The sequence below is a fragment of the Neobacillus sp. GCM10027624 genome (genome assembly GCF_042675345.1).
GTDB classification, from domain to species: domain Bacteria; phylum Bacillota; class Bacilli; order Bacillales; family Cytobacillaceae; genus Neobacillus; species Neobacillus cucumis_D.
Map to the genome: position 1 here is coordinate 90,246 of NZ_JBHTHD010000002.1, position 22,438 is coordinate 112,683.

At 39.6% G+C, this 22,438-nt stretch carries 22 protein-coding genes and 1 pseudogene; 8 read left to right on the forward strand and 15 right to left on the reverse strand.

The annotated features are described in order from the left end of the window. Positions 1-116: 116 nt before the first annotated feature. Both ACFQZ9_RS00465 and ACFQZ9_RS00470 read right to left on the reverse strand, forming a co-directional pair. A complete protein-coding gene (locus ACFQZ9_RS00465; protein ID WP_498941829.1) occupies positions 117-836 on the reverse strand; it encodes a YebC/PmpR family DNA-binding transcriptional regulator in 720 nt (239 codons plus the stop codon). A gap of 198 nt (positions 837-1,034) precedes the next feature. Further along, positions 1,035-1,996: pseudogene (locus ACFQZ9_RS00470) on the reverse strand (LacI family DNA-binding transcriptional regulator). 284 nt (positions 1,997-2,280) lie between these two features. Between ACFQZ9_RS00470 and hemQ the strand changes: the two are divergent. Together hemQ and dsdA are read left to right on the forward strand one after the other, a co-directional pair. Beyond that, a complete protein-coding gene (hemQ, locus tag ACFQZ9_RS00475) occupies positions 2,281-3,015 on the forward strand; it encodes a hydrogen peroxide-dependent heme synthase (protein ID WP_498941830.1) in 735 nt (244 codons plus the stop codon). A gap of 107 nt (positions 3,016-3,122) precedes the next feature. After that, positions 3,123-4,469, forward strand: a complete 1,347-nt coding sequence (dsdA, locus tag ACFQZ9_RS00480; RefSeq protein ID WP_498941831.1) for a D-serine ammonia-lyase — start codon at positions 3,123-3,125, stop codon at positions 4,467-4,469. Between the two features lie 41 nt (positions 4,470-4,510). Here the strand turns inward: dsdA and ACFQZ9_RS00485 are convergent, their stop codons facing one another. Then, the gene (locus tag ACFQZ9_RS00485) at positions 4,511-5,896 is read right to left on the reverse strand and encodes a glycosyltransferase family 2 protein (RefSeq protein WP_498941832.1); all 1,386 of its coding nucleotides are present in this window, start codon (positions 5,894-5,896) and stop codon (positions 4,511-4,513) included. Between the two features lie 185 nt (positions 5,897-6,081). Here ACFQZ9_RS00485 and ACFQZ9_RS00490 point away from each other — a divergent pair, with 185 nt between their 5' ends. Next, positions 6,082-7,908: an LTA synthase family protein gene (locus ACFQZ9_RS00490; protein WP_498941833.1), complete on the forward strand. Its 1,827-nt coding sequence runs from the start codon at positions 6,082-6,084 to the stop codon at positions 7,906-7,908. Between the two features lie 51 nt (positions 7,909-7,959). Here ACFQZ9_RS00490 and ACFQZ9_RS00495 read toward each other — a convergent pair whose 3' ends face one another. The 10 genes from ACFQZ9_RS00495 to ACFQZ9_RS00540 form a co-directional block, all read right to left on the reverse strand. Continuing rightward, positions 7,960-8,607: an amino acid ABC transporter permease gene (locus tag ACFQZ9_RS00495; RefSeq protein ID WP_498942581.1), complete on the reverse strand. Its 648-nt coding sequence runs from the start codon at positions 8,605-8,607 to the stop codon at positions 7,960-7,962. A 61-nt stretch (positions 8,608-8,668) separates the two neighbouring features. Further along, positions 8,669-9,448: an ABC transporter substrate-binding protein gene (locus ACFQZ9_RS00500; RefSeq protein ID WP_498941834.1), complete on the reverse strand. Its 780-nt coding sequence runs from the start codon at positions 9,446-9,448 to the stop codon at positions 8,669-8,671. A gap of 20 nt (positions 9,449-9,468) precedes the next feature. Then, positions 9,469-10,191: an amino acid ABC transporter ATP-binding protein gene (locus tag ACFQZ9_RS00505; RefSeq protein WP_198313243.1), complete on the reverse strand. Its 723-nt coding sequence runs from the start codon at positions 10,189-10,191 to the stop codon at positions 9,469-9,471. 373 nt (positions 10,192-10,564) lie between these two features. Further along, positions 10,565-11,923, reverse strand: a complete 1,359-nt coding sequence (locus tag ACFQZ9_RS00510) for an arsenic transporter (protein WP_498941835.1) — start codon at positions 11,921-11,923, stop codon at positions 10,565-10,567. Positions 11,924-12,261: 338 nt separating this feature from the next. Next, positions 12,262-12,522: a hypothetical protein gene (locus ACFQZ9_RS00515; RefSeq protein ID WP_498941836.1), complete on the reverse strand. Its 261-nt coding sequence runs from the start codon at positions 12,520-12,522 to the stop codon at positions 12,262-12,264. Between the two features lie 30 nt (positions 12,523-12,552). Next, positions 12,553-12,792, reverse strand: coding sequence for a hypothetical protein (locus ACFQZ9_RS00520; protein ID WP_498941837.1), 240 nt, complete (start codon positions 12,790-12,792; stop codon positions 12,553-12,555). 60 nt (positions 12,793-12,852) lie between these two features. Next, positions 12,853-13,293, reverse strand: a complete 441-nt coding sequence (locus ACFQZ9_RS00525; protein ID WP_498941838.1) for a hypothetical protein — start codon at positions 13,291-13,293, stop codon at positions 12,853-12,855. A 51-nt stretch (positions 13,294-13,344) separates the two neighbouring features. After that, positions 13,345-13,743: a hypothetical protein gene (locus ACFQZ9_RS00530; RefSeq protein WP_498941839.1), complete on the reverse strand. Its 399-nt coding sequence runs from the start codon at positions 13,741-13,743 to the stop codon at positions 13,345-13,347. 42 nt (positions 13,744-13,785) lie between these two features. Further along, entirely contained in the window at positions 13,786-15,039 is a 1,254-nt protein-coding gene (locus ACFQZ9_RS00535) for a hypothetical protein (RefSeq protein WP_498941840.1), read from the reverse strand. Between the two features lie 42 nt (positions 15,040-15,081). After that, positions 15,082-15,720 carry a hypothetical protein gene (locus ACFQZ9_RS00540; protein ID WP_498941841.1) on the reverse strand — a complete coding sequence of 213 codons (639 nt, stop codon included), beginning with the start codon at positions 15,718-15,720 and terminating at the stop codon, positions 15,082-15,084. 318 nt (positions 15,721-16,038) lie between these two features. Here ACFQZ9_RS00540 and ACFQZ9_RS00545 point away from each other — a divergent pair, with 318 nt between their 5' ends. From ACFQZ9_RS00545 to ACFQZ9_RS00560, 4 genes are all read left to right on the forward strand, one after another. After that, positions 16,039-17,106 (forward strand): CotH kinase family protein, encoded by a 1,068-nt coding sequence (locus ACFQZ9_RS00545; protein WP_498941842.1) that lies wholly within the window; start codon positions 16,039-16,041, stop codon positions 17,104-17,106. Between the two features lie 155 nt (positions 17,107-17,261). Next, positions 17,262-17,762 (forward strand): hypothetical protein, encoded by a 501-nt coding sequence (locus tag ACFQZ9_RS00550; RefSeq protein ID WP_198313248.1) that lies wholly within the window; start codon positions 17,262-17,264, stop codon positions 17,760-17,762. Positions 17,763-17,828: 66 nt separating this feature from the next. Further along, the gene (locus tag ACFQZ9_RS00555; RefSeq protein ID WP_498941843.1) at positions 17,829-18,947 is read left to right on the forward strand and encodes a hypothetical protein; all 1,119 of its coding nucleotides are present in this window, start codon (positions 17,829-17,831) and stop codon (positions 18,945-18,947) included. A 187-nt stretch (positions 18,948-19,134) separates the two neighbouring features. Further along, the gene (locus ACFQZ9_RS00560; protein WP_198313250.1) at positions 19,135-19,803 is read left to right on the forward strand and encodes a YwrJ family protein; all 669 of its coding nucleotides are present in this window, start codon (positions 19,135-19,137) and stop codon (positions 19,801-19,803) included. A gap of 85 nt (positions 19,804-19,888) precedes the next feature. Here ACFQZ9_RS00560 and ACFQZ9_RS00565 read toward each other — a convergent pair whose 3' ends face one another. Further along, positions 19,889-20,536 carry a phosphatase PAP2 family protein gene (locus tag ACFQZ9_RS00565; RefSeq protein ID WP_498941844.1) on the reverse strand — a complete coding sequence of 216 codons (648 nt, stop codon included), beginning with the start codon at positions 20,534-20,536 and terminating at the stop codon, positions 19,889-19,891. A gap of 282 nt (positions 20,537-20,818) precedes the next feature. After that, entirely contained in the window at positions 20,819-21,898 is a 1,080-nt protein-coding gene (locus ACFQZ9_RS00570) for an NAD(P)H-dependent flavin oxidoreductase (protein WP_498941845.1), read from the reverse strand. Positions 21,899-22,012: 114 nt separating this feature from the next. On the opposite strand from ACFQZ9_RS00570, the gene ACFQZ9_RS00575 reads away from it, so the two are divergent. Then, a complete protein-coding gene (locus ACFQZ9_RS00575; RefSeq protein ID WP_498941846.1) occupies positions 22,013-22,408 on the forward strand; it encodes a thiol-disulfide oxidoreductase DCC family protein in 396 nt (131 codons plus the stop codon). Positions 22,409-22,438: the final 30 nt, after the last annotated feature.

Consider the following 22,438-nt stretch of genomic DNA (forward strand, 5'->3'; position numbering starts at 1 on the left):
AGCCTTACTTTCTCTAATGTATGCGGGATAGATGTCCATGGAATGGGCGGGCATTCATTAAAATATGTGGGCAATTAAAAGCAGCCCAGTTTTGCTAAAAAGGGCTGCATGACCAATTATTCACCTAAATCAACGTTGTGGTACACTTGCCTAACATCTTCTAAATCTTCAAGTGCATCAATCATTTTTTCAAATTTTGCTTGTCCATCTTCAGGAAGGGTAATTTCATTTTGTGCAAGCATGGTTAATTCAGCAATAGTAAATTCCGTAATGCCGGCATTTTTGAATGCTTGTTGAACAGCATGGAATTGGTCAGGCTCAGCATAAACAATTACCTGTTCCTCTTCTTCAATAATGTCACGAACATCCACGTCTGCTTCCATCAAAATTTCAAGAACTTCTTCCTCTGTCTTCCCTTCAATACCAAAAACAGCTGTGGCATCAAACATATAGGCAACAGAACCACTTACTCCCATATTACCGCCGTTTTTTCCGAAAGCAGCACGCACGTCAGAAGCGGTGCGGTTTACGTTATTTGTTAATGCATCAACAATAACCATAGAACCATTTGGTCCAAATCCTTCATATCGAAGCTCGTCATAGCTTTCCTCTGAGCCACCCTTTGCTTTTTCAATCGCACGGTCAATGATATGTTTTGGTACGCTGTATGTTTTCGCGCGTTCGAGTACAACTTTTAATGCTGTATTGGATTCAGGATCTGGTTCGCCCTGTCTTGCTGCTACATAAATTTCACGGCCAAACTTAGCATAAATACGGCTTGTATTTGCATCTTTAGAGGCTTTCTTTTCTTTAATATTATTCCACTTACGTCCCATCGTTTTCCAACTCTCTTTCAACATTGAATCAATTGAAATAATTCACTAAATAATATTATCGTAAAATGGGCAATTTGTTAAGTGTCTTCCATCTATCATACAAGCAAAATTCAACATTTAGGAATCTTTTTTTAATTGGCTCAGTTAAACTTGGTTGTTGCTTTCCGCTCCAATCAACTTCTGTAACATTCCTTTTAATTAGACGGTTTTCCTTTCAATTAAGTTAACAGAAATTTCTTGGTAAGAAACTACCCCATGTTCAATTGATTGTAGAAAAAGCCTTCTTCCTATTTCTATTAGTGGAATTTCAATCGTTGTAATATTCATCATTTTAGCAATTGGTTCGTTATTGAAGCCGATTAAAGCAAGATCTCCTGGAATCGAAATATTTCGCTGCTGGCAGCTCGTAATGATCCCAACGGCTACCTGGTCGCTGGTTGCCAAAATGGCAGTTGGCGGAGTAGACATTTGTTTAATCCGTTCTACCACTCTTTCTCCATCTTCAATATATAGACAGTTATCAAAGATATACTCTCGTTTAAAGGGCAGGTTGTTTTTCTTAAGAAAATTTTTATAGGCTGATTCCCTTGCTTGACTATTTGTTCCCGACGTTCGTCCAATACAATAGGCAATCTCTTGATGTCCTCTCGATTTCAAGTATTCTAAGGCATAATCAAACGTTTTATAATGGTCAACAAAAATCGAAGAAACTCTCTTTCCTCTCGTATCCTCGAATAAAATTATGGGTCCATATTGGAGATATTCATCGATTGCAGACCAATCACATTTTCTTGAACAAATAATCAATGCATCAATTTGTTTTTGTTTTAGCATGTTTAGGGCTTCTTGTTCTCTCGCTACTTCATAATTGGTTTGTATTAATACAAGGTGATGATTGTGGACTAAGGCCTCATTTGCAATCCCCTTGATGATTAAACCAAAATAAGGATGTTCAGTAAATGGAATCACGACTCCAATAAGAAAAGTTTTGCCCTTACTTAAATGAACAGCATTCAGATTTCGGTGATAATTACTTCGTTCAATAGCTTCTAAAACCTTTTGCTTTTTTCCTCGCTTACATATGGATGTTGATTCAAAACCCGTGAAACGGTGGTGACAGAAACACCTGCCATCTTAGCCAAATCTCTAATATTTGTCACTTAATCACCTTATTTAAAAAAATCCTCAAAGTTATGAAAGGGTTTCACTACAGGATCCTCTTCTGATAGCTTTAAACAGAAAAAAGTACTTAGGCAGATCATCATACACATTAGGATTAATTCTAACATTTTTATTTCCTCCCTTTTATTTTGTATTTTAAATTTTAAAATATGAAACGCGTTGCATAGCAAGCTTTTAAAATGTGATTTAAATCACATCAAAATATAATGAAAATGATTATCATTTGTATTAAAGAGATTGAAACCTATTTGGAGTGATAATAATGAATCAAGCAATGAAAACAATTGAGGGCTGGTATAGTTTACATGATTTCAGGAATATCGATTGGCCAAAATGGAAGGCGGCAACAGAAGCACAGCGTGAACAGGCATTAAGTGAATTTAAAGCTCTTTTAAAATTGGTCGAGGAAAATAAACAAGGCAGCCATACTGTTTATACGGTTGCAGGACAAAAGGCCGACCTAATGTTTATGATTCTCCGTCCTACAATGAAAGAAATAATCGAAGTGAAGACAGAATTTAATAAAACATTGCTGGCAGATTACACAAAACCTGCTTATTCCTATGTTTCCGTTATCGAAAAAAGCAGTTACTCGCAGATGGCGGCTAATCCATTTGAAGATCCTGCGATGAGGGCAAAACTTTATCCTTCAATCCCAAAAACAGAATACATTTGCTTTTATCCTATGAGTAAACTTCGAGGCGATAAAACGAACTGGTTTATGCTTCCTATGGAGGAAAGGAAACGGTTAATGTTTGAACATATTGATACAGGAAAACCATATTCGGAGCAAGTGAAACGGATTGTAACAGGTTCCGTTGGTCTTGATGACTATGAATGGGGCGTTTCCCTATTTTGTGATGATGCCCTACAATTTAAAAAATTAATCTATGATACAAGATTTGATGAGGTTAGCGCTGTTTACGGGATTTTCGGTTCCTTCTATATTGGTAATCTTTTAACAGAAGATCAAATCAATCAATTCTTTCAAATATAGGAAAAAAGACGGTAAACCTGCCGTCTTTTTTCTTTTTTAGAGCCAGTTATCCATTTCTGATGTGTTAAACTAAATTTATCCTAGAAATACAAGTGGAGGTAAATTTTATGAATAACCTTGACAAAAAAACACTAATCGCGCAACATCCCCTGCTACAAAATTTAATCGCATTGGATGAAGTTTTTTGGGTCAATCCTCATCTTGAAACCGGTAAAAAAAAGTTTGAAAAAGCTCCGTTAACCAAGGATGATATTCGGGATGCTGAGGAAAGATTAAAAAGATTTGCACCCTACATTGCAAGGGTTTTCCCTGAAACGAAACCAACAGACGGAATAATCGAGTCTTCTTTAGTGAAAATTCCTTCGATGAAACACTATTTAGAACAAGCCAACCAAGAATCGATTGAAGGAGAATTATGGTTAAAATGTGACAGCCACCTTCCGATTTCCGGATCGATTAAAGCACGAGGTGGAATTTATGAGGTTTTAAAGCATGCTGAGAAATTGGCAATTGAGCATGGATTATTAAAACTAGCGGATGACTATTCTATCATTGACAGCGATCAGTTTCGTACCTTTTTCTCAGGTTATTCCATCGCAGTTGGCTCAACTGGAAATTTAGGTCTTAGTATTGGCATTATTAGTGCAAAGCTAGGTTTTCATGTAACGGTTCATATGTCTGCCGATGCAAAACAATGGAAAAAAGACCTTCTACGCAGCAAAAACGTTAACGTGATTGAATATGAGGCAGATTATAGTAAAGCAGTTGAAGAAGGCAGAATACAGGCGGAAGCTGACCCGAACTGTTATTTCATCGATGATGAAAATTCCCATGATTTATTTTTAGGATATGCTGTTGCTGCCTCTCGTTTAAAAAAACAACTAGAGGAATTAGCAGTAATGGTGGATGAAAATCATCCGCTATTTGTATACCTGCCATGCGGTGTTGGTGGCGGTCCCGGTGGTGTAGCCTTTGGGTTAAAACAATTGTTTGGAGATCATGTCCATTGTTTCTTTGCCGAGCCCACACACTCCCCTTGTATGCTGCTTGGGTTAGTAACCGAACTTCACGATAAAATTTCTGTTCAGGATATAGGAATTGATAATTGTACAGATGCCGATGGGTTGGCAGTTGGCAGACCCTCTGGTTTTGTTGGGAAAACCATGGAGCCTTTTTTAAGTGGCTGTTATACCGTCAGTGATGAGCAGCTTTACTGGCTTTTAAAGGAATTAGTGGACCAAGAAGAAATTCGCTTAGAACCTTCCGCATTAGCAGGAATGGCGGGTCCGGTCCAATTATTTAAAAAAGGCTCTGATTATATCGCGAAACACAATTTAAAGGATAAGATGAAAAACGCGTCCCATATTGTTTGGGCAACTGGCGGAAGTATGGTTCCGCAAGAATCGCTTGAGGTTTACTATCAAAAAGGGCTTGAACGATCGTCCAAAATTTAATCAACAAAAAAACATTGGGCATCCATACCCAATGTTTTTTATTATTTTGTTGGTGATGCTTGATAGGCTGTTTCTGTTTCTTCTTCCGGTTCTAACTCTAATTCCTCGATGGCTACAGCACGAGTATGCACGGTATGATTCCATTCTCTCTGATTCTTTTTTAGAAACCCTAAAATCGTAACGGGAATCCAGGAGAGTCCAAAAATATAAGAAACAAAAAACCAGTGAAGTTTTTTCCCTTTTTTCTCTAAAATCATCGCAAGAATTGGCAAGGATAAATAGGCCGCAATAAAGGTCCCGTAAATCCACCCATCAAAGATTATGGACTTATCGACAACATCTCCTAAAAAGCCATCCACCTCATATACACCCGTATATGAAAGAAATCCGGCAATAATCAGAATTAATGCCAAAATCGATCGGGAAGGCATGACTAAATAGATTGCAGAATCAATAAGCATGAACTTTCGTTTTTTTATTCCTTCGAGTAATAATGGGAATGTATATCTTGTCATACAGTCAAAATGTCCCTGCATCCAGCGGATTCGCTGTCTAAAGGATTGCTTAAAGCCTAACGGTTTTTCATCATATAGTTTTGCATCGTGGGCCCAAGCCACTCTTTTTCCTGTTTTTAAAATATATCTTTGTGTAAATTCAAGATCTTCTGTTAAGGAAGTTGCCCCCCAGCCAATTTCTTTTAAAACCTTGGTGGTGACCGTAACCCCTGTCCCGCCTAGTTGGGCAGTTAAACCTAAATTCTCCCTGACTAGCTGATAAATTCGATTCGTTGACCAGTACGCAAACGAATAGGATTTGGTTACCCATGTATCTTCAGGATTTTTAGAATCCAAGTAGGCTTGAACGACATCATTCCCTTCCATCAGTTTGGAGTTAATGATCTGTAAAAAATCCCTTCCGACCAGGTTATCGGCATCAAACATGACCACAGCATCATAGGAGGTTCCGTCCTCTTCAATCTCCCATAAGCGTTCGAACATCCACTCAAGTCCAAAGCCTTTCCCCTTGTGAGTCGGATCATGTCTTTCCATCGCCTTCACACCTGTAGCACGGACCGCAGATGCTGTACTATCTGAGCAATTATCACAAATAACATATACATCATATAAGTCTTTCGGATAATTTAAATTTTTTAAATTCTCACAAATTTGGCTGATCACATTTTCTTCATTATGTGCTGCAACAAGGACGGCAAACCTATTTTTAGGCTCTTTAATGACCGTCTTTTTAAATTTTCGAAGTCCTGCATAACTCATAAAGGTTTGATAGCCGACAAAAAATAGAGATATGGCCTGTACGGCTAATAAAAAAAGGTAAATCCCAAACTCCGAAGCTTCACTCCAGCCATGTGTAAAAACACCATATCCAACCGTCAGCACTAAGCAAATTGCCACTAATATGATAAACATAGTACACCTCAACTTTAATGGGGTGTGTGTCTGTTACCCCTTTTCAATAAGGGTATCCATAAAGAACGCATTTAAAACGGAAGGTTTAAACTAAAACAGGTTTTTCGATTCTGGAGTTATATCAGGCATATCATATTGGCAAGGATAGAAAAGAAACAATCAAAAATAAAACTGGCAGGTGCAGGATGAAAGAAAGATCTTCTCAACTCGGACTATTTGTGTTTTTATCGTTATTATTAAAATCACTCTATGTAAAATATTCGATTATGGATGAGCTAAATATAGTTGGTTTTTTAACGGAAATGGCCTTTTTGGCCTTATTTATTATTACAGTCTCTTCTATTCGAAACAGGGTTTCAAGTATTTTGCTTTTAATCCTGAACTTTGGCTATTCCATTCTTTGCTTAACCACCCTACTCTATTTTGATTACTACAACACCATTTTTACGTATAAATCTTTAGGAGAGATTGATCAGGTTGGAGAAATTTCTGACAGTATCGTTGCACTATTCAAACTCCAATATATATGGTTATTTTTCGATTTTATTTTGCTTTGCTTTTGGCCAAAACTTAAGCGGATTTTACCTTTTAGTCAATTGCATCTAGGGCCAAAACTTTTCGGGTTAACCATTGCCTTTTTATTATTTTTTACCGGTACAAGCCTATTTTCTTCATCTAAAATCATAAATGAATTAAGTAAATATGAAAAATTAGGGATTATGGGCTATCAGTTCTCAGAGGCGGCTACGGATATTCAGTCTATTTTTTCAAATAATGACATTAGCGCTGAATCCTTAGAAAAGAATCGGAATAGCTCGGATAATGGCAGTATGAGACTGCGCGGGGTTGCATCGGATAAAAATTTGATCATTATTCAATTAGAATCCGTTCAAAATTTTTTTATTAACTTAAAAATAAATGGCAAAGAGGTAACTCCTAATTTAAATAAGCTGGTAAGGAGCTCCTATTATTTCCCCCATTTTTACTCCCAAGTGGGAAAAGGCAATACATCAGATGCTGAATTTATTACCAATACATCGATCTATCCTCTAGGAGATGTGCCGATGTCTACTGCAATTGAAGGAAAAGCGGTGCCGAGTCTTCCTAAAATGCTCGAGGAAAATGGCTACCATACTGCTACCTTTCATGCCAATAGTGTTTCTTTTTGGAACAGAAATCAGCTTTATCAGTCCTTAGGTTTTAATGAATTTTATGATAAAAAGTATTTTGGTACAAACGATATCATTTCATTTGGTGTTTCGGATGAGGTGATGTATAAAAAAACAATTGAAAAATTAGCTGACTTTCATCGAGACGGAAAGAAATTTTATGCAAATATTATTGCTTTATCCAGTCATTTCCCCTTTAAGCTTCCGGAATCAAAACAGCCCTATGCGGTTCAATTGCCAAAGGAATATGACAATTCCTTCGTAGGCTCCTATATTAAATCGGTTAGCTATGCGGATTATGCTTTCGGAAAGTTCGTCGAGGGTTTGAAGCGAGAAGGTCTTTATAAGGACTCCGTAATAGCCGTTTATGGGGACCATCAAGGACTGCAAATGAAAAGTGAACAGGATAAACAATTAGTTCAGCAGATTTTTGGGAGAAAATATGATTCTGTTTTAGACCATTTAAATATCCCTTTAATTGTGAAGGTTCCATCAGTGGAAAAAGCGAAGAAGATTTCTACTGTCGGGGGTTTGGTAGATATTTATCCAACCGTTGCGAATCTTTTAGGCCTCAATATTAGCAAACAAATTGTATTTGGTACTGATTTGCTTAATGCAAATAAGAATCAAATCGGAATTCGCTTTTATGCCCCGACGGGAACATTTGTGAACCAATCTTATCGTTTTTCTCCTGGAAAAACCAATGACCAGGGGAAAATATTAAGTATAAACCGTCGAATTGAAAGTCCGGCACCGAATCGTGCCATAAAGGAAGAAAAAAAGATCATCGAATACATGAAACTCTCAGATCAATATGTTAAATCGCTGCCTAAACTGAAATGATTTGAGAACGAAAAAGGACAGAGACTTGCCCCCTCCGTCCTTTTTTGCATTCTATTTGAGATCTAGACTCATACGATTCTCCATTTTTCTTAAAAGGAAGGTAAAAATTAAAACTAGGACCAAATAGTAAAAGCCAACAACTATATATGTTTGCAGCTGTTGGTAATTGGCTGCTGCTTCACTTAACCCAGAACCCCATAAATCCGACATTCCCACATAGGCAACTAACGAAGAATCTTTTAACCCGATGATAAATTGATTTCCAAGCGGCGGAATGGAAAATTTAAATGCTTGCGGTAAAATAATCCTTCTCATTGTTAGAGGATAACTCATGCCTAGTGAACGTCCCGCTTCCATCTGTCCGCTATCAACAGATTGAATGGCGCCTCGAAATATTTCAGCAATATAGGCCCCATTATGAATGGCTAATGCTAAGGCCCCTGCCCAAAATTGTGAAAGTGTAACAACCGAAGCAATTCCAAAATAGAGGATAGCAATTTGAACAATTAAAGGAGTTCCCCGAATTAATCCGATATATAGAGTTGCAAATTTATTTAACCATTTATTTGTAGATATTCTAAAAAATGCGAATATCAGTCCAATGATACTTCCAATAAATAACGATGTAATGGTTAACCTCAAGGTTAGAAAGGCTGCCTTTGGAAAAACATCAAAGGTGTTTAAAAAAATATCAAAAATAATAATCACCTTCCTATCTTATTGAAAAGGGTGCGATTCAATCCACACCCTTTCCCTGCTCTTATTCTCCTAAAATATTGCGTCCAAACCATTTATCGCTAATTTTTTCATAGGTTCCATCTTTTATGATTTCCTTTAACGCCTTATTAAGTTTTTCCTTTAATTCCTTATCTTCTTTTCGTACAGCAATCGCTTGATCATCATGAGTTAACGGTTTTCCAATATCTTTTATTTTAATTGAACCTGCTTTGATAATTGGAAGGCCAACCATTTGATCGGTAATCACTGCATCTAATCTGCCTGTTGGTAGATCCATAAGTGCAGTAATATCACTGTCATATTCTACAACATTCTTTTTATCCGTATAGGTTAATGCCAGGTCCTTATAAGTACTTGCTTTGACAACACCAATTTTCTTGCCTTTTAAATCAGAATCTGAATGAATACTATTGTTATTTTCAGATACAAAAATTTGTGCTCCTGAACGATAATACGTGTCAGTAAAATCAACTGATTTTTTTCGTTCGTCTGTTACTGTCATACTGCCAATAATTGCGTCATATTTTTTTGTTTGTAGTCCCTGAATGAGAGTTTCCCAAGGATTTGTGACAGGAACAGGCTTCATTCCCATTTTCTTAGCAAGTGCTTCTCCGATTTCTACATCGAAGCCTTGTAATTTGCCATTTTCTTTGAAATTAAAAGGCTTGTATAATCCGCTCATCGCGTAATGGAATTCTTTTTCCTTTGTTGAGTCAGTACTTGTTTTATTACTACAGGCTGAGAGCATCAAAGCAGCAATAATAACACCGATAAATAGACCCAATCCCCATTTCTTTTTCATGAAAATCCTCCTCGTTATTTTTATAAAATACTATTTAAAAACTGTTTAGCTTTTTCATGCTTTGGATTAAGAAAGAATTCATTTGGTGGTCCCTCTTCTAAAATTTTGCCATTCCCCATAAATACAACACGATCGGCAACCTCACGAGCAAATCCCATTTCATGGGTTACTACAATCATCGTCATCCCTTCTTTAGCGAGTTGCTTCATAACTTGGAGAACTTCACCGACAAGTTCGGGGTCCAATGCAGAGGTCGGCTCATCAAAGAGCATAATACGAGGTTCCATTGCTAAAGCACGGGCGATAGCTACTCTTTGTTTTTGCCCTCCTGATAAATTCCTTGGATATGCTTGAGCTTTGTCCTTTAACCCTACTTTTTCGAGCAAATCAAGCGCTTTTTCTTTTGTTTGCTGCTTGTCCAATTTTTTTACAAATAAAGGGGCTTCCATAATATTTTCTAGAACGTTCTTATGGGGAAAAAGATTAAAATGTTGAAACACCATCCCTACTTCCGCCCGGATATTATTCAAATTTGTCTCATTGGGAACAACCCTTTTTCCAAGTAGGGTGATCTCCCCTTGGTCATACATCTCAAGGAAATTAAGGCATCGAAGGAGTGTGCTTTTTCCTGAACCGCTGGCACCAATTAAAACAACAACTTCTTTTTCTTCTACGGTTAAATCAATTCCATCTAACACAGTATTAGTGTCGAATGCTTTAACTAGTTTTTTTACTTGTATCATGTCTACCTCCTTTTGGTGTATATAAAATTTTAGGTTCACTTAGTACTGCGATTTAAGGAATAACAACCCTTTAAGGCTTTACTATAAAACTACAAAAGTATTCTTTCCTTTAATTACACAATTTTTCAAAGTATAATATTATTGTTAAATTGTGTGCGAATTCATTCCGAATTAAAATTCTGAATTTTCATTCTCTTCAAATATTATATCAAAAGAAAGAAAGTGCATCTATTAGACAAGGAGTATAGTTTTTTTTCTAAATTTTATACATTTTGTATAAAAAAGGTTAAAAATCTTTCCAATACATATAAACTGGATGATTTATTCTCTTATCAAAATAAAAGGATCCATCAATGATGGATCCTGGAATTATTTATTTTACAAATACTAGTAAAAGCCAGAGGTATAAAGATATGAGGGTAAAAATCATTGTTAGTGGAATCACGATAATGGTGACTTTCATGTAATCCTTCCATGAAATGGGAATATGGTTTTTCTTTAAAATATGCATCCATATTAAAGTGGCTAAAGTACCAATAGGCAGAATAAGCGAACCAATATCACTGCCAATAATATTAGATAAGTATACGGTTTTTAATAAAAGTGAGTCTAGTCCCATTTCGGTTAAGGTTAATGTAGCAACCATTAAGGCAGGATGGTTATTAAATATGTTCGATAACACTGCAGTAATAATCCCCATGGTAATACTCGCATGGAATAGACTATCATTAACAATTGGCTTTAAATGTACTAATAAATAATCTGTTAGACCAATATTGTGGAGACCAAATATGATCACATACATACTGAAGGCAAATATTAAGATATGCCATGGAATTTTGCCGGCTACATCTTTGGGATTTACCTTAAGATAAATCCATCGCCAAATTAATAAAACTAACGAACCTAAAACGGCAACCAATGATACGGATATTCCAATGAAGGAGGCAACAAATAAACTAATTCGAACCAAAAATACAAATAACAGCATATAAATCATGAGTTTCTTTTGTTGTTGAAATAAACTGTCATTACTTTTTTGGAGTGGATGGTAGCGGCGGTTTTTTTGGAGTGGAATCGAATAGGAATGGAAGCGAATTTCTTTTGGAATATCCTTTTTAAAGATTAAATACAATAAATAGGCTAAGAAGAGTAGACCTAACACCCCCGGTACAAACATCATTTCCGTTTGTAAATAAAGATCCATTCCGATAATTTTTAGGGCAATTAGGTTGACAATATTACTTACACCGATTGGCGCACTGGAGGCGGTTGCAATTAAGGCGCCACTTAGTAGGAATGGAATTTTTTGACGATTCTTTAACCCTAGGTTTTTTAAAATTAAAATTAAGATGGGTGTAGTGATTAAAATACTTCCATCATTATTAAAGAATAGAGTCATTAAAAAGCAAAGCAACAACGTATACCAAAATAGTCGAATTCCCGATCCCTTTGAAACTTTTAACATGAGAGCAGCAGTCCACTTGAAAAATCCGAAACTTTCAAGCACTATGGCCATGACAATTGTGGCTATGATAGTTATGGCTGCTCCTGTTACTTTTGAACTTATATCCAGTAAATCCCCGGGCGAAACACTTCCGCTAAGGAAAACTATAATTGCTCCGATTGTTGCAGGGATTGCCTCGTTCATGTTTTTAGGACGGAGGAATATCAAAACCATGGTAAGGATAAATGATAAGATGGTGATGATTACCGTCGACAACGAATACATGTAAATTTTTCACTCCCTTGATGTCAAACTTCTGATTAAAACCTTTCTATTTTGCGTTTCGTTCACCCCTTGTCCTTTGTTTTATCATACGTAAATTTTGGAGGCTTGAACTAAACGAATATCTCGAATTATTGATAATTCAGCAAAAACCCTACAAATATTTACTAGATTTGTACCCACTTTTTGTCCAACAGGCGAATACCCAAAAAGGTTTTGACGGGTATCGGCCCAAGCTTTTAGTAAAAATAAAAAAACCGGTACAGTTGAATGTACCGGTTTTTTTAATATTTTCTGGATCATTGAAACTATAAAGTTCCAATTAGTTTCTATAATCCTATTTAGTTACCGTTTTTTACTCCTTTTTCCAAGTGAACCAAGACTCCCTCGGAATTCTCTTCTATTTTGGCTGTTACCTGTACTTCCGCGATATTTCGATTTTCTTTCAGAATCATGGTCTCCTGTGCTTCCACTGGAACCATGATTATTATCTTCACAGGCACAGTTGCCCGTGCTGCCATTATTTCCGCTAGATGTATGGCCTCCTGGGTTGGTGTTTGAGCCTTTACTTCCGGCAGATTTATGATTCCCCTTACTGCCACTTGACCCGGAACTGCCGCTGGAGCCGCTGCTTATACTGGTATGCTTGCGGCGCTTACTTTTAGAACCATTATCTCCATTTGAACTGCCTCTTTTTCCGCTTGTGCTTTTTCGTCCACTTGACCCGCTACTTCCCCAACTGCCGGAACTGCCGCTGGAACCGCTGCTTCCAGAACTTCCGGAACTACCGCTAGAGCCATGACTTCCTTTACTTCCGGAACTACCGTTAGAACCATGACTTCCCTTACTTCCGGAACTTCCACGTGATCCACTGCTACCCCTGCTGCCGGAACTGCCGCTGCTTCCTGAGGAACCTGAACGGTGACGTTTTCCTAATGGTCCACTACTTCCTTTGCTCCGACTTGAACTTTGTCTACCGCTCGATCCGCTACTTCCGGAACTACCGCTAGAACCACTGCTTCCGGGACTACCACAGCTACATCCACTACTTCCATGACTACCGCTGGAGCCGCTGCTTCCGCAAGAACCACATGAACCAGAACTACCGCAGCTACATCCACTACTACCGCTGCTTCCGGAACTACCGCTAGAACCGCTGGATCCGCTGCTTCCGGAACTACCGCTAGAACCGCTGGATCCGCTGCTTCCGTGACTACCGCTGGATCCGCTGCTTCCGTGACTACCGCTGGATCCGCTGCTTCCGTGACTACCGCTGGATCCGCTGCTTCCGTGACTACCGCTGGACCCGCTGCTTCCGTGACTGCCGCTGGACCCGCTGCTTCCGTGACTGCCGCTGGACCCGCTGCTTCCACTACTACCGCTAGATCCGCTACTGCCTGAAGAACCGGAACGATGACGTCTGCCTAATGGTCCGCGGATACCCTTGCTCCGACTTGAACTTTGTCTACCACTGGAACCGCTGCTACCATGACTACCGCTAGATCCACTGCTGCCACTGGACCCGCTGGATCCGCTACTGCCACTGGATCTCCTTTTACCGTGACTGCCGCTGGATCCGCTGCTGCCGCTACTTCCGCTGGATCTTCTTTTACCACGACTGCCGCTGGATCCGCTGCTGCCGCTACTTCCGCTGGATCTTCTTTTACCACGACTACCGCTGGATCCGCTGCTGCCGCTACTTCCGCTGGATCTTCTTTTACCACGACTACCGCTGGAGCCGCTGCTGCCGTGACTACCGCTGGATCCACTGCTGCCGTGACTACCGCTGGACCCACTACTACCGCTCGATCCGCTCCTTCCACGTGAGCCACTGCTGCCTGAAGAACCTGAACGATGACGTCTACCTAATGGTCCGCGGATACCCTTGCTCCGACTTGAACTTTGTCTACCACTGGAACCACTGCTACCACCGCTCCCGCTGGAACCACTGCTACCGGAACTACCGCTGGATCCGCTGCTGCCATTACTACCACTGGATCCCCTTCTACCATGACTGCCGCTGGAGCCGCTGCTGCCGCTACTTCCACTGGATCTTCTTTTACCACGACTGCCGCTGGAGCCGCTGCTGCCGCTACTTCCGCTGGATCTTCTTTTACCACGACTGCCGCTGGAGCCGCTGCTGCCGCTACTTCCGCTGGATCTTCTTTTACCACGACTACCGCTGGAGCCGCTGCTGCCGCTACTTCCGCTGGATCTTCTTTTACCACGACTACCGCTGGAGCCGCTGCTGCCGCTACTTCCGCTGGATCTTCTTTTACCACGACTGCCGCTGGAGCCGCTGCTGCCGCTACTTCCGCTGGATCTTCTTTTACCACGACTGCCGCTGGAGCCGCTGCTGCCGCTACTTCCGCTGGATCTTCTTTTACCACGACTGCCGCTGGAGCCGCTGCTGCCGCTACTTCCGCTGGATCTTCTTTTACCACGACTGCCGCTGGAGCCGCTGCTGCCGCTACTTCCGCTGGATCTTCTTTTACCACGACTGCCGCTGGAGCCGCTGCTGCCGCTACTTCCGCTGGATCTTCTTTTACCACGACTGCCGCTGGAGCCGCTGCTGCCGCTACTTCCGCTGGATCTTCTTTTACCACGACTGCCGCTGGAGCCGCTGCTGCCGCTACTTCCGCTGGATCTTCTTTTACCACGACTGCCGCTGGAGCCGCTGCTGCCGCTACTTCCGCTGGATCTTCTTTTACCACGACTGCCGCTGGAGCCGCTGCTGCCGCTACTTCCGCTGGATCTTCTTTTACCACGACTACCGCTGGATCCGCTGCTGCCGCTGGAGCCGCTGCTGCCGCTACTTCCGCTGGATCTTCTTTTACCACGACTGCCGCTGGATTCGCTGCTGCCGCTACTTCCGCTGGATCTTCTTTTACCACGACTGCCGCTGGAGCCGCTGCTGCCGCTACTTCCGCTGGATCTTCTTTTACCACGACTGCCGCTGGAGCCGCTGCTGCCGCTACTTCCGCTGGATCTTCTTTTACCACGACTACCGCTGGAGCCGCTGCTTCCACTGGATCTTCTTTTACCACGACTACCGCTGGATCCACTGCTGCCGTGACTACCGCTGGACCCACTACTACCGCTCGATCCGCTGCTTCCACGTGAGCCACTGCTGCCTGAAGAACTTGAACGATGACGTCTACCTAATGGGCCGCGGATACCCTTGCTCCGACTTGAACTTTGTCTTCCACTGGACCCACTGCTACCAATGCTCCCGGAACTACCGCTGGAGCCGCTGCTGCCACTGGATCTTCTTTTACCATGACTGCCGCTGGATCCGCTGCTTCCGCTACTGCCACTGGATCTTCTTTTACCATGACTGCCGCTGCTTCCGCTACTGCCACTGGATCTCCTTCTACCACTACTGCCGCTGGATCCGCTGCTTCCGCTACTGCCACTGGATCTCCTTCTACCACGACTGCCGCTGGAGCCGCTGCTGCCGCTGCTTCCACTGGATCTTCTTTTACCATGACTGCCGCTAGAGCCGCTGCTTCCGCTACTGCCACTGGATCTTCTTTTACCGTGACTACCGCTGGACCCGCTGGATCCGCTGCTTCCACTGGATCTCCTTTTACCATGACTACCGCTGGACCCGCTGCTTCCACTGGATCTCCTTTTACCGTGACTACCGCTGGACCCGCTGCTGCCACTGCTGCCACTGGATCCCCTTTTACCATGACTACCGCTGGAGCCGCTACTACCGCTGGATCCGCTGCTTCCGCTAGATCCACTGCTGTCGGACTTATGCTTTTTCCCTTTAGATTTAGGGCCTTTTTTACCACCTTGCGATTTAGGCCCCTTCCCTTTATGCTTTGCAACGACTTCTTTTGGATTACTATCTAAAAAGGTTAACACACCATTTTCTTTCGCCTTAGCTAATAATTGGTCCATGTCCAACTTTAATACCATTTTTTCACCACTTCCAAAAATAAATATTTTCCTTTCTAACTTATGGGAAAACTGTCGGGATTGACATGGACATTTATATATTTTTAATAAAATTCACCTAATTCTTTGCCTATTCGAATTTTACCAAACTGCACATTTACCTATCTCAAAGCATACAATTCTAAAAAATAATTTATTTAGGGGTATATAAGTTGCTTAAATATGAAATCTTTATAAATCCAAAAATACTAAAAAACTTAGAACAGGATATTTGGACAGATCCTGTGCCCGCAGTACTAAAAATGGAGGGAAATCAATATGCAATTACCCTTGCCTACCGCGGAAACGTCATCAGAAAGAAGAAAAAAAAATCTTATCACATTATTTTTAAAAAACCCTATACCCTAAATGGAGCCCATGAAATCCACCTTAATGCAGAGTATTCGGATATCTCACTAAGCAGAAACAAACTCGCACTGGATTTTTTTCATTCCTTAGGAGTAATTTCGCCGCAATCTAAGCATGTTCTTCTTTTTATTAATGGATATTGTAAAGGGATTTATTTAGAGCTTGAATCTTTCGATAAGTACTTATTGAATAAAAGAAATCTGCCTCATGGGGCAATTATTTATGCCACTAATTATCATGCGAACTTCTCCCTAACCACTCCCAAAAATAAATTGAAAAACAGCTTAGACGAAGGGTATACAGTCAAATATGGGTCAGAAAAGGATCTTGCAAGACTAGAAGATTTTATCGCAAAGGTAAACACTTTAAATAACGATGACTTTGAAAAAGTTATCCCTAAATTTTTGGATATAGATCAATATGTAAAATGGCTGACAGGAGTCGTTTGTACGCAAAATTTTGATGGGTTTATCCATAATTATGCTTTATATCATAATGGGAAAAGCAAACTTTATGAAATGACTCCCTGGGATTATGATGGCACTTGGGGAAGGGATCTTCACGGGAGGAAATTAAGCCATGATTTCGTGCCGATTACTGGTTACAATACATTAACGAACAGACTTCTCACTATCCCTCATTTCAAAGAAAAGTATGTAACCACCCTTTCATCTGCCTTAGAAAATCAATTTACTGTTAATAAACTTGAACCCATTATCACAGACCTATTCAATGAACTAAAGCCCTATATTAGTTTAGATCCTTATTTAACCATTAATGAACAAACACTTGAAAAAGAAAAATTATACATTCTAAGGTTTATTAAAAAACGAAATTCTTACCTTAAAGAAAAGACGATGACCGTTATATAGGCAAAGTGAAGTATATGGCAAATACCATATACTTTTTTTTGCCTATTTTTTACTCAAAATTGAAAAACAGGCACCTATAATAGTACAACATCACCCCGTGATACATATAGATGCAGTGTAAATGTTTATTTAATTTTAAGGAGGAAAATGGTGGTATGAATAAAGAAATGATGAGTAACTTTGTCGGCAAAACCATCAAGGTTGATAGACATGGTCCAAATTCAAGGGTCGGAAAATTATTAGAGGTTTTCGATGACGGATTTATCTTATTAACCGAAAAGGATGGGATTTTGTACTACAATATGCAGCATATCAAAAGTATTACGGAAAGCACCCAGGACAAAATCGATGCTGGGGTAGAAGCACCAGAAGGATTTGAATATAAAAAGGCAAATACCTTCAACGATTTGTTAAAAAGCTTGCAATATCAATGGGTACACATGAACCGTGGTCCTGAGAGCATTGAAGGTGTGCTTAGTGAGATTACTCCGGAGTATGTAGCCATTATTGTGAAGGATGAAATTGTTCGCTTCTCTATGTTCCATATTCGAAATATCAGCTACGGCCTAAAAGTTGAAAATACGAATGAAGGCGAAAAAGGGTCTGAAGAGAAGGGCAAAGAAGAAAAGAACAAAAATAACGATAAGAAAAAGTAATGAGTTGAAACTCGTCGCTTCTCTTCACAGGGAAGCGACAATTAATCCCATAAGGAGGATTTATGAATGAGCCAAGATCGATTTTCATCTACTCTGGATTTATTAAAAGGCTTTAGTGTAAATCTGTATGTAGGTGAAGAAGTAGTCAAAGGAAAACTAATGGGCGTAGAAGAAGACCATATCATTTTAGAAAACGAAAATAATTACATTTTTTATTATAGTCTTGATAAGATCCAAGCGATCACAAAGAACACAAAAGAGTTCCAAAGTGAGGAAGTTTCAAGTCAATTTTTAAAAACGACCAGCTTAAAAGATTTACTTGATTCATTAACTCATTCTTGGGTAAGTATCCTTTGTTTAAATAAACAAACGTTCAGCGGGATTGTCAGTGAAGTGGACTCCGATTTCGTCACCTTAGTTAGCGGTGAGGAAAGAATTCTTATTAAACTATCTCATGTCTCCAATATTGTAAAAGGAGTTATTGAAGAAAACTCAAGCAGTTCAGACTCAAGTTCAGATTCGAATTCAGACTCAAGTTCAGATTCGAATTCAGACTCAGACTCAGATTCCAATGATGAAGAGCAAAATGAAACCGAGGTAACATATCAAGAGGAAGAAGCTGAAAATAGTTCTAACGAAACAAACGACATTGTAGAGGAAATTACCGCTGTCGAGGAAGAAGAAAGCATCGATCTTTCCAGCCTACTGCCCGTTGATAATTCCTCTGCGATGGTTTGGTCACAATCCATTAAACCGAAAACTGTTGAAAAAGAGGAATCAACAAACCAACAAACAAAATCATCCAAAAGTGATCGCACTACTTCCTCCAAGGAAGAAAAAAGTAAGAAAAGCAAACGTTCCAGTTCCAGTAAGGAACAGAGAAGTTCAAAGTCTAAGAGTTCCTCAAGGAAAGAGGTCGAAGAGGTAAAAGGAAAGAAAGAAACAACGAAAGAAACGACGAAAGAAACAACTGCCTTAAAGTTTACCGATACAGCAAATATCTTCGGCTCAGTGAAGGAAAATAGAGAAACGAAGAAAACCGTGGAAACCAGTGCTGCGAACCTTCAGAAGGCTGAAGAGAAACGGTCAAATCGTTTTGCAGGCGAACCGATTACACATAATAGCGAAGGTGCTTTCCCATTCGCCGGCTGGCCAAGTAGGAGAAATAGAGCGAACCGTTTCTAATTCCACAGCCTCTATCAAGGATAGTCGATATGAAAATCATCATATTTCTCTTCCGTGTCAATGTCCCTTATAGCATCCTAAAGAAATCCTTACAAAATGATTTGGACTGGTTTTTCAAGGTCATTCCCCTTAAACACTAGTCCATCTCATCTTGTAAATTGCGAGTCCTATGAAAGGATAAGATTTTATGAATTTAAAAGAACAGATCGGAAAATATATAAAACTAGAGATTTCAGGTAAAAAAATTTTAAGTGGCATGCTTATCGACATCGGAAGTGATTTATGGGTCCTGTTTGACGGCTATGATTATTTATATATTCCTACTATCCATATTCAAAATTGGCAATTTCTTGCCGAAGATGAAATTGACGAGCTTTATATTTCATCAGAACCTTCCCCGATCTATAATCATAACGAAGAAATATCCCTACGAAAGACACTTACTTCCGCAAAAGGAATTTTTACAGAAATTTATGTAACTGGAAACAAAGCATTGCATGGCTATATAATTAGCATCATGAATAATTATTTCATTTTTTACTCCCCCATTTACAAAACAATGTTTATTTCCCTCAACCATCTAAAATGGTTAATTCCTTATTCGGAAAACCAACGTCCTTATGGACTAAGCAACACGAATTTTCCAGTGAATCCTTCAAACATTTCCTTTGCAAGGTCTTTTGAAGTGCAAATTGAAAAGTTAGTTGGAGAATTAATTGTTTTTAATATGGGAGAAAGTGAAAATTTTATAGGGAAAGTTCAGGGGATTAAAAATAATTTTGTGGAAATTATTAGGGCTAAAGAAGACCCGGTGTACTTGCATCTCCAACACGTCAAAACTGTTCATATGACCTAAAATATTTAACGGAGTGTCTTTTCAGGACACTTTTTTTTGAAAAAAAAACGGACTGATTTAGTCCGCTTCTTTCCTTCAAAAGGATCTATTTATTTTTGAGATAAACCGTTTCTGATTTTTCACTAACACGAAAGGATAATAGTTCAAAAGTTACCCCGTATAAAAAGGTTACTAAAATGACTGAGCCAATCATATCAAAAATAACATGCTGTTTAACAAATAATGTGGAAACAATAATTAAGGTCCCGACTATATTTATACACAGTGTGTTGAGAATGTGTTTGTTTTTTAAATGCAGTGAAGCAAGCATGATTGTAAAAGTAGTTAGGACATGAATGCTTGGAAAGCAATTGACTGGTTGATCATTCGCATATATCCATTGGACAAGCTTGATTAGCAAGCCATTTCCTGTTAACTCGGGCCTTGGCACGGTCGTTTGGAAAAAGAAATACACGACAAAACAAATAAGTTCTGCAGCGACAATAAGGATCAATGTTTTTAAATATACTTTTGTGTCTTTAAAGCAAAAATAAATTAAATAACAGAAAATATAGCCATACCACACAATATAGGGAATGATAAATAAAGGCAGAAAGGGAATAACCTGGTCAATGGAAGTGGAAATATCTACTGCTTTATGTGTCCGTTCATTTAGGATCTGATAAATAACCGCCAATAGGGGAATTACAAACAATAAAAGCAAGTAGGGAGCTTTTTTGATAACTATTTTCATTGTTTATTCCTCCCTTTAAAGATTGGTAGTCCGTTTTTAGCCATTCATTTTTTAAAAAGCAATAGACTCCTAGTTTATAGTACCATATACATAGTTTTTGTGCATAATTTTTCCAATTAAACTACAAATTTATAATAAAAATTGGTAAAAGAAAAAGGACAAAACGGAGGCTGACACCTTCGTTCGGTCCTTACATTTGTTGGCTGAATAGAATTTTGTAAGGATTGATGTTAAAACTGAAAAATGAACAGTAGTTTTATTTTAACATTTTTTCCTTACAATTTAAAATGATAACCTCATTTTTAAAGCTTCTGTATCCTCAATTAACTTGTTTATTAATTCTTGAACAGTTGAGGCTTTCGCTAATCGCGGGCTTTGACCTGCCCAAAGGGACATAAAGTCTGGGTTTCGTGATGTTGAGGATGCTTTGCGGATCCCTTTTGTCAATTCATTTTGAATTGGGTATGGCGGCAATTTGGGCTCCATTTCTTTTATTGTTTCTATAAAACGATTGTTCACTCCTCTTGCCATTTTCCCTGAAAAAGCTTTTGTTAATACCACCTGATCTTCGGAAGCTTTGATTATGGTTTCCTTATGTACTTGCGATGCTCCACTCTCTTCACAAACGAGGAAGGCGGTTCCCATTTGAACAGCCAGCGCTCCAAGGCATTTTGCAGCGATTGCTCCCCGTGCATCCATAATGCCTCCGGCAGCGATGATTGGAATGTTTATTTGGTCTGCCGCCTGAGGAATTAGCGACATTAAGCCGATTAAACCTTGCTCGGCATTATTTTCGAAGGTGCCGCGGTGTCCGCCGGCCTCACTTCCTTGCAAAACGACCATATCCATACCGGCCTTTTCGTTTAGGATGGCTTCTTGAACGGTTGTGGCGGTACCGATGACGATGATTGAATTCTTTTTTAAATGATCGATGATTTCTTGGGAAGGCAATCCAAATGTAAATGAACAAACCGGCACTTGTTCTTCCACAACGACCTGTACCTGCTCATGAAAAGTTTCCAGGTCCTGTTCGAAAGTTGGGATTTTAGCGGTGGAGTCAACTTTAAGCTCCTGTTCAATTGGTTGGAGAAGTTCTTTGGTTGTCTTTATTTTTTGCTCATCCTGTTGATAGTTGGAAGGAACAAATAAATTAATTCCAAAGTTTTTCTCCGTTAACTGTTTTACTTCCTGTATTTGCTTCCGAATTTGACTTGGAGTGAGATAACCCGCACCAATTGTTCCGAGGCCGCCTGCATTCGAAACAGCCGCAACTAATTTTGACGTAGTCGGCCCCCCCGCCATTGGAGCTTGAATAATTGGATATTGAATACCTAACTTATTTGTTAAATCATTTTGCCACATGCTTTTCTTCCGCCTTTCATAATATAATAGTGACAGGCACCGTCCGTGGACAAATCGTTTGTTTTGTCCGTGTGGAGTGGACACCGGATTTGTATCAGAATGGGTGGTGATCAGATGGAGCGAATTGTTCTTTTTGATGGTGTATGTAATTTATGTAATCATAGTGTGCAGTTTATTATCAAGCGAGATGCATCTGAGAAATTTAAGTTCGCATCCCTTCAAGGGGAAACTGGAAAACGAATGATGACGAAATACGGTCTCCCTCCAGATCTGAATAGCTTTGTTTTAATTGAAAACGATAAGGTTTATATAAAATCGACCGCTGCATTACGGGTTTGTCAGGAGCTCAAGGGTACATGGAAACTGTTCGCAATCCTAATGAAGATGATCCCAACGAATAGTAGAGACTACATATATGATATCATTGCGAAAAATCGCTATACATGGTTTGGCAGGAAAAACAGCTGTATACTTCCTTCCCCGGAGTTGAAAAAGAGGTTTTTGGATTAAAAAAGCCTGAACCTACACTAGAGGTTTCAG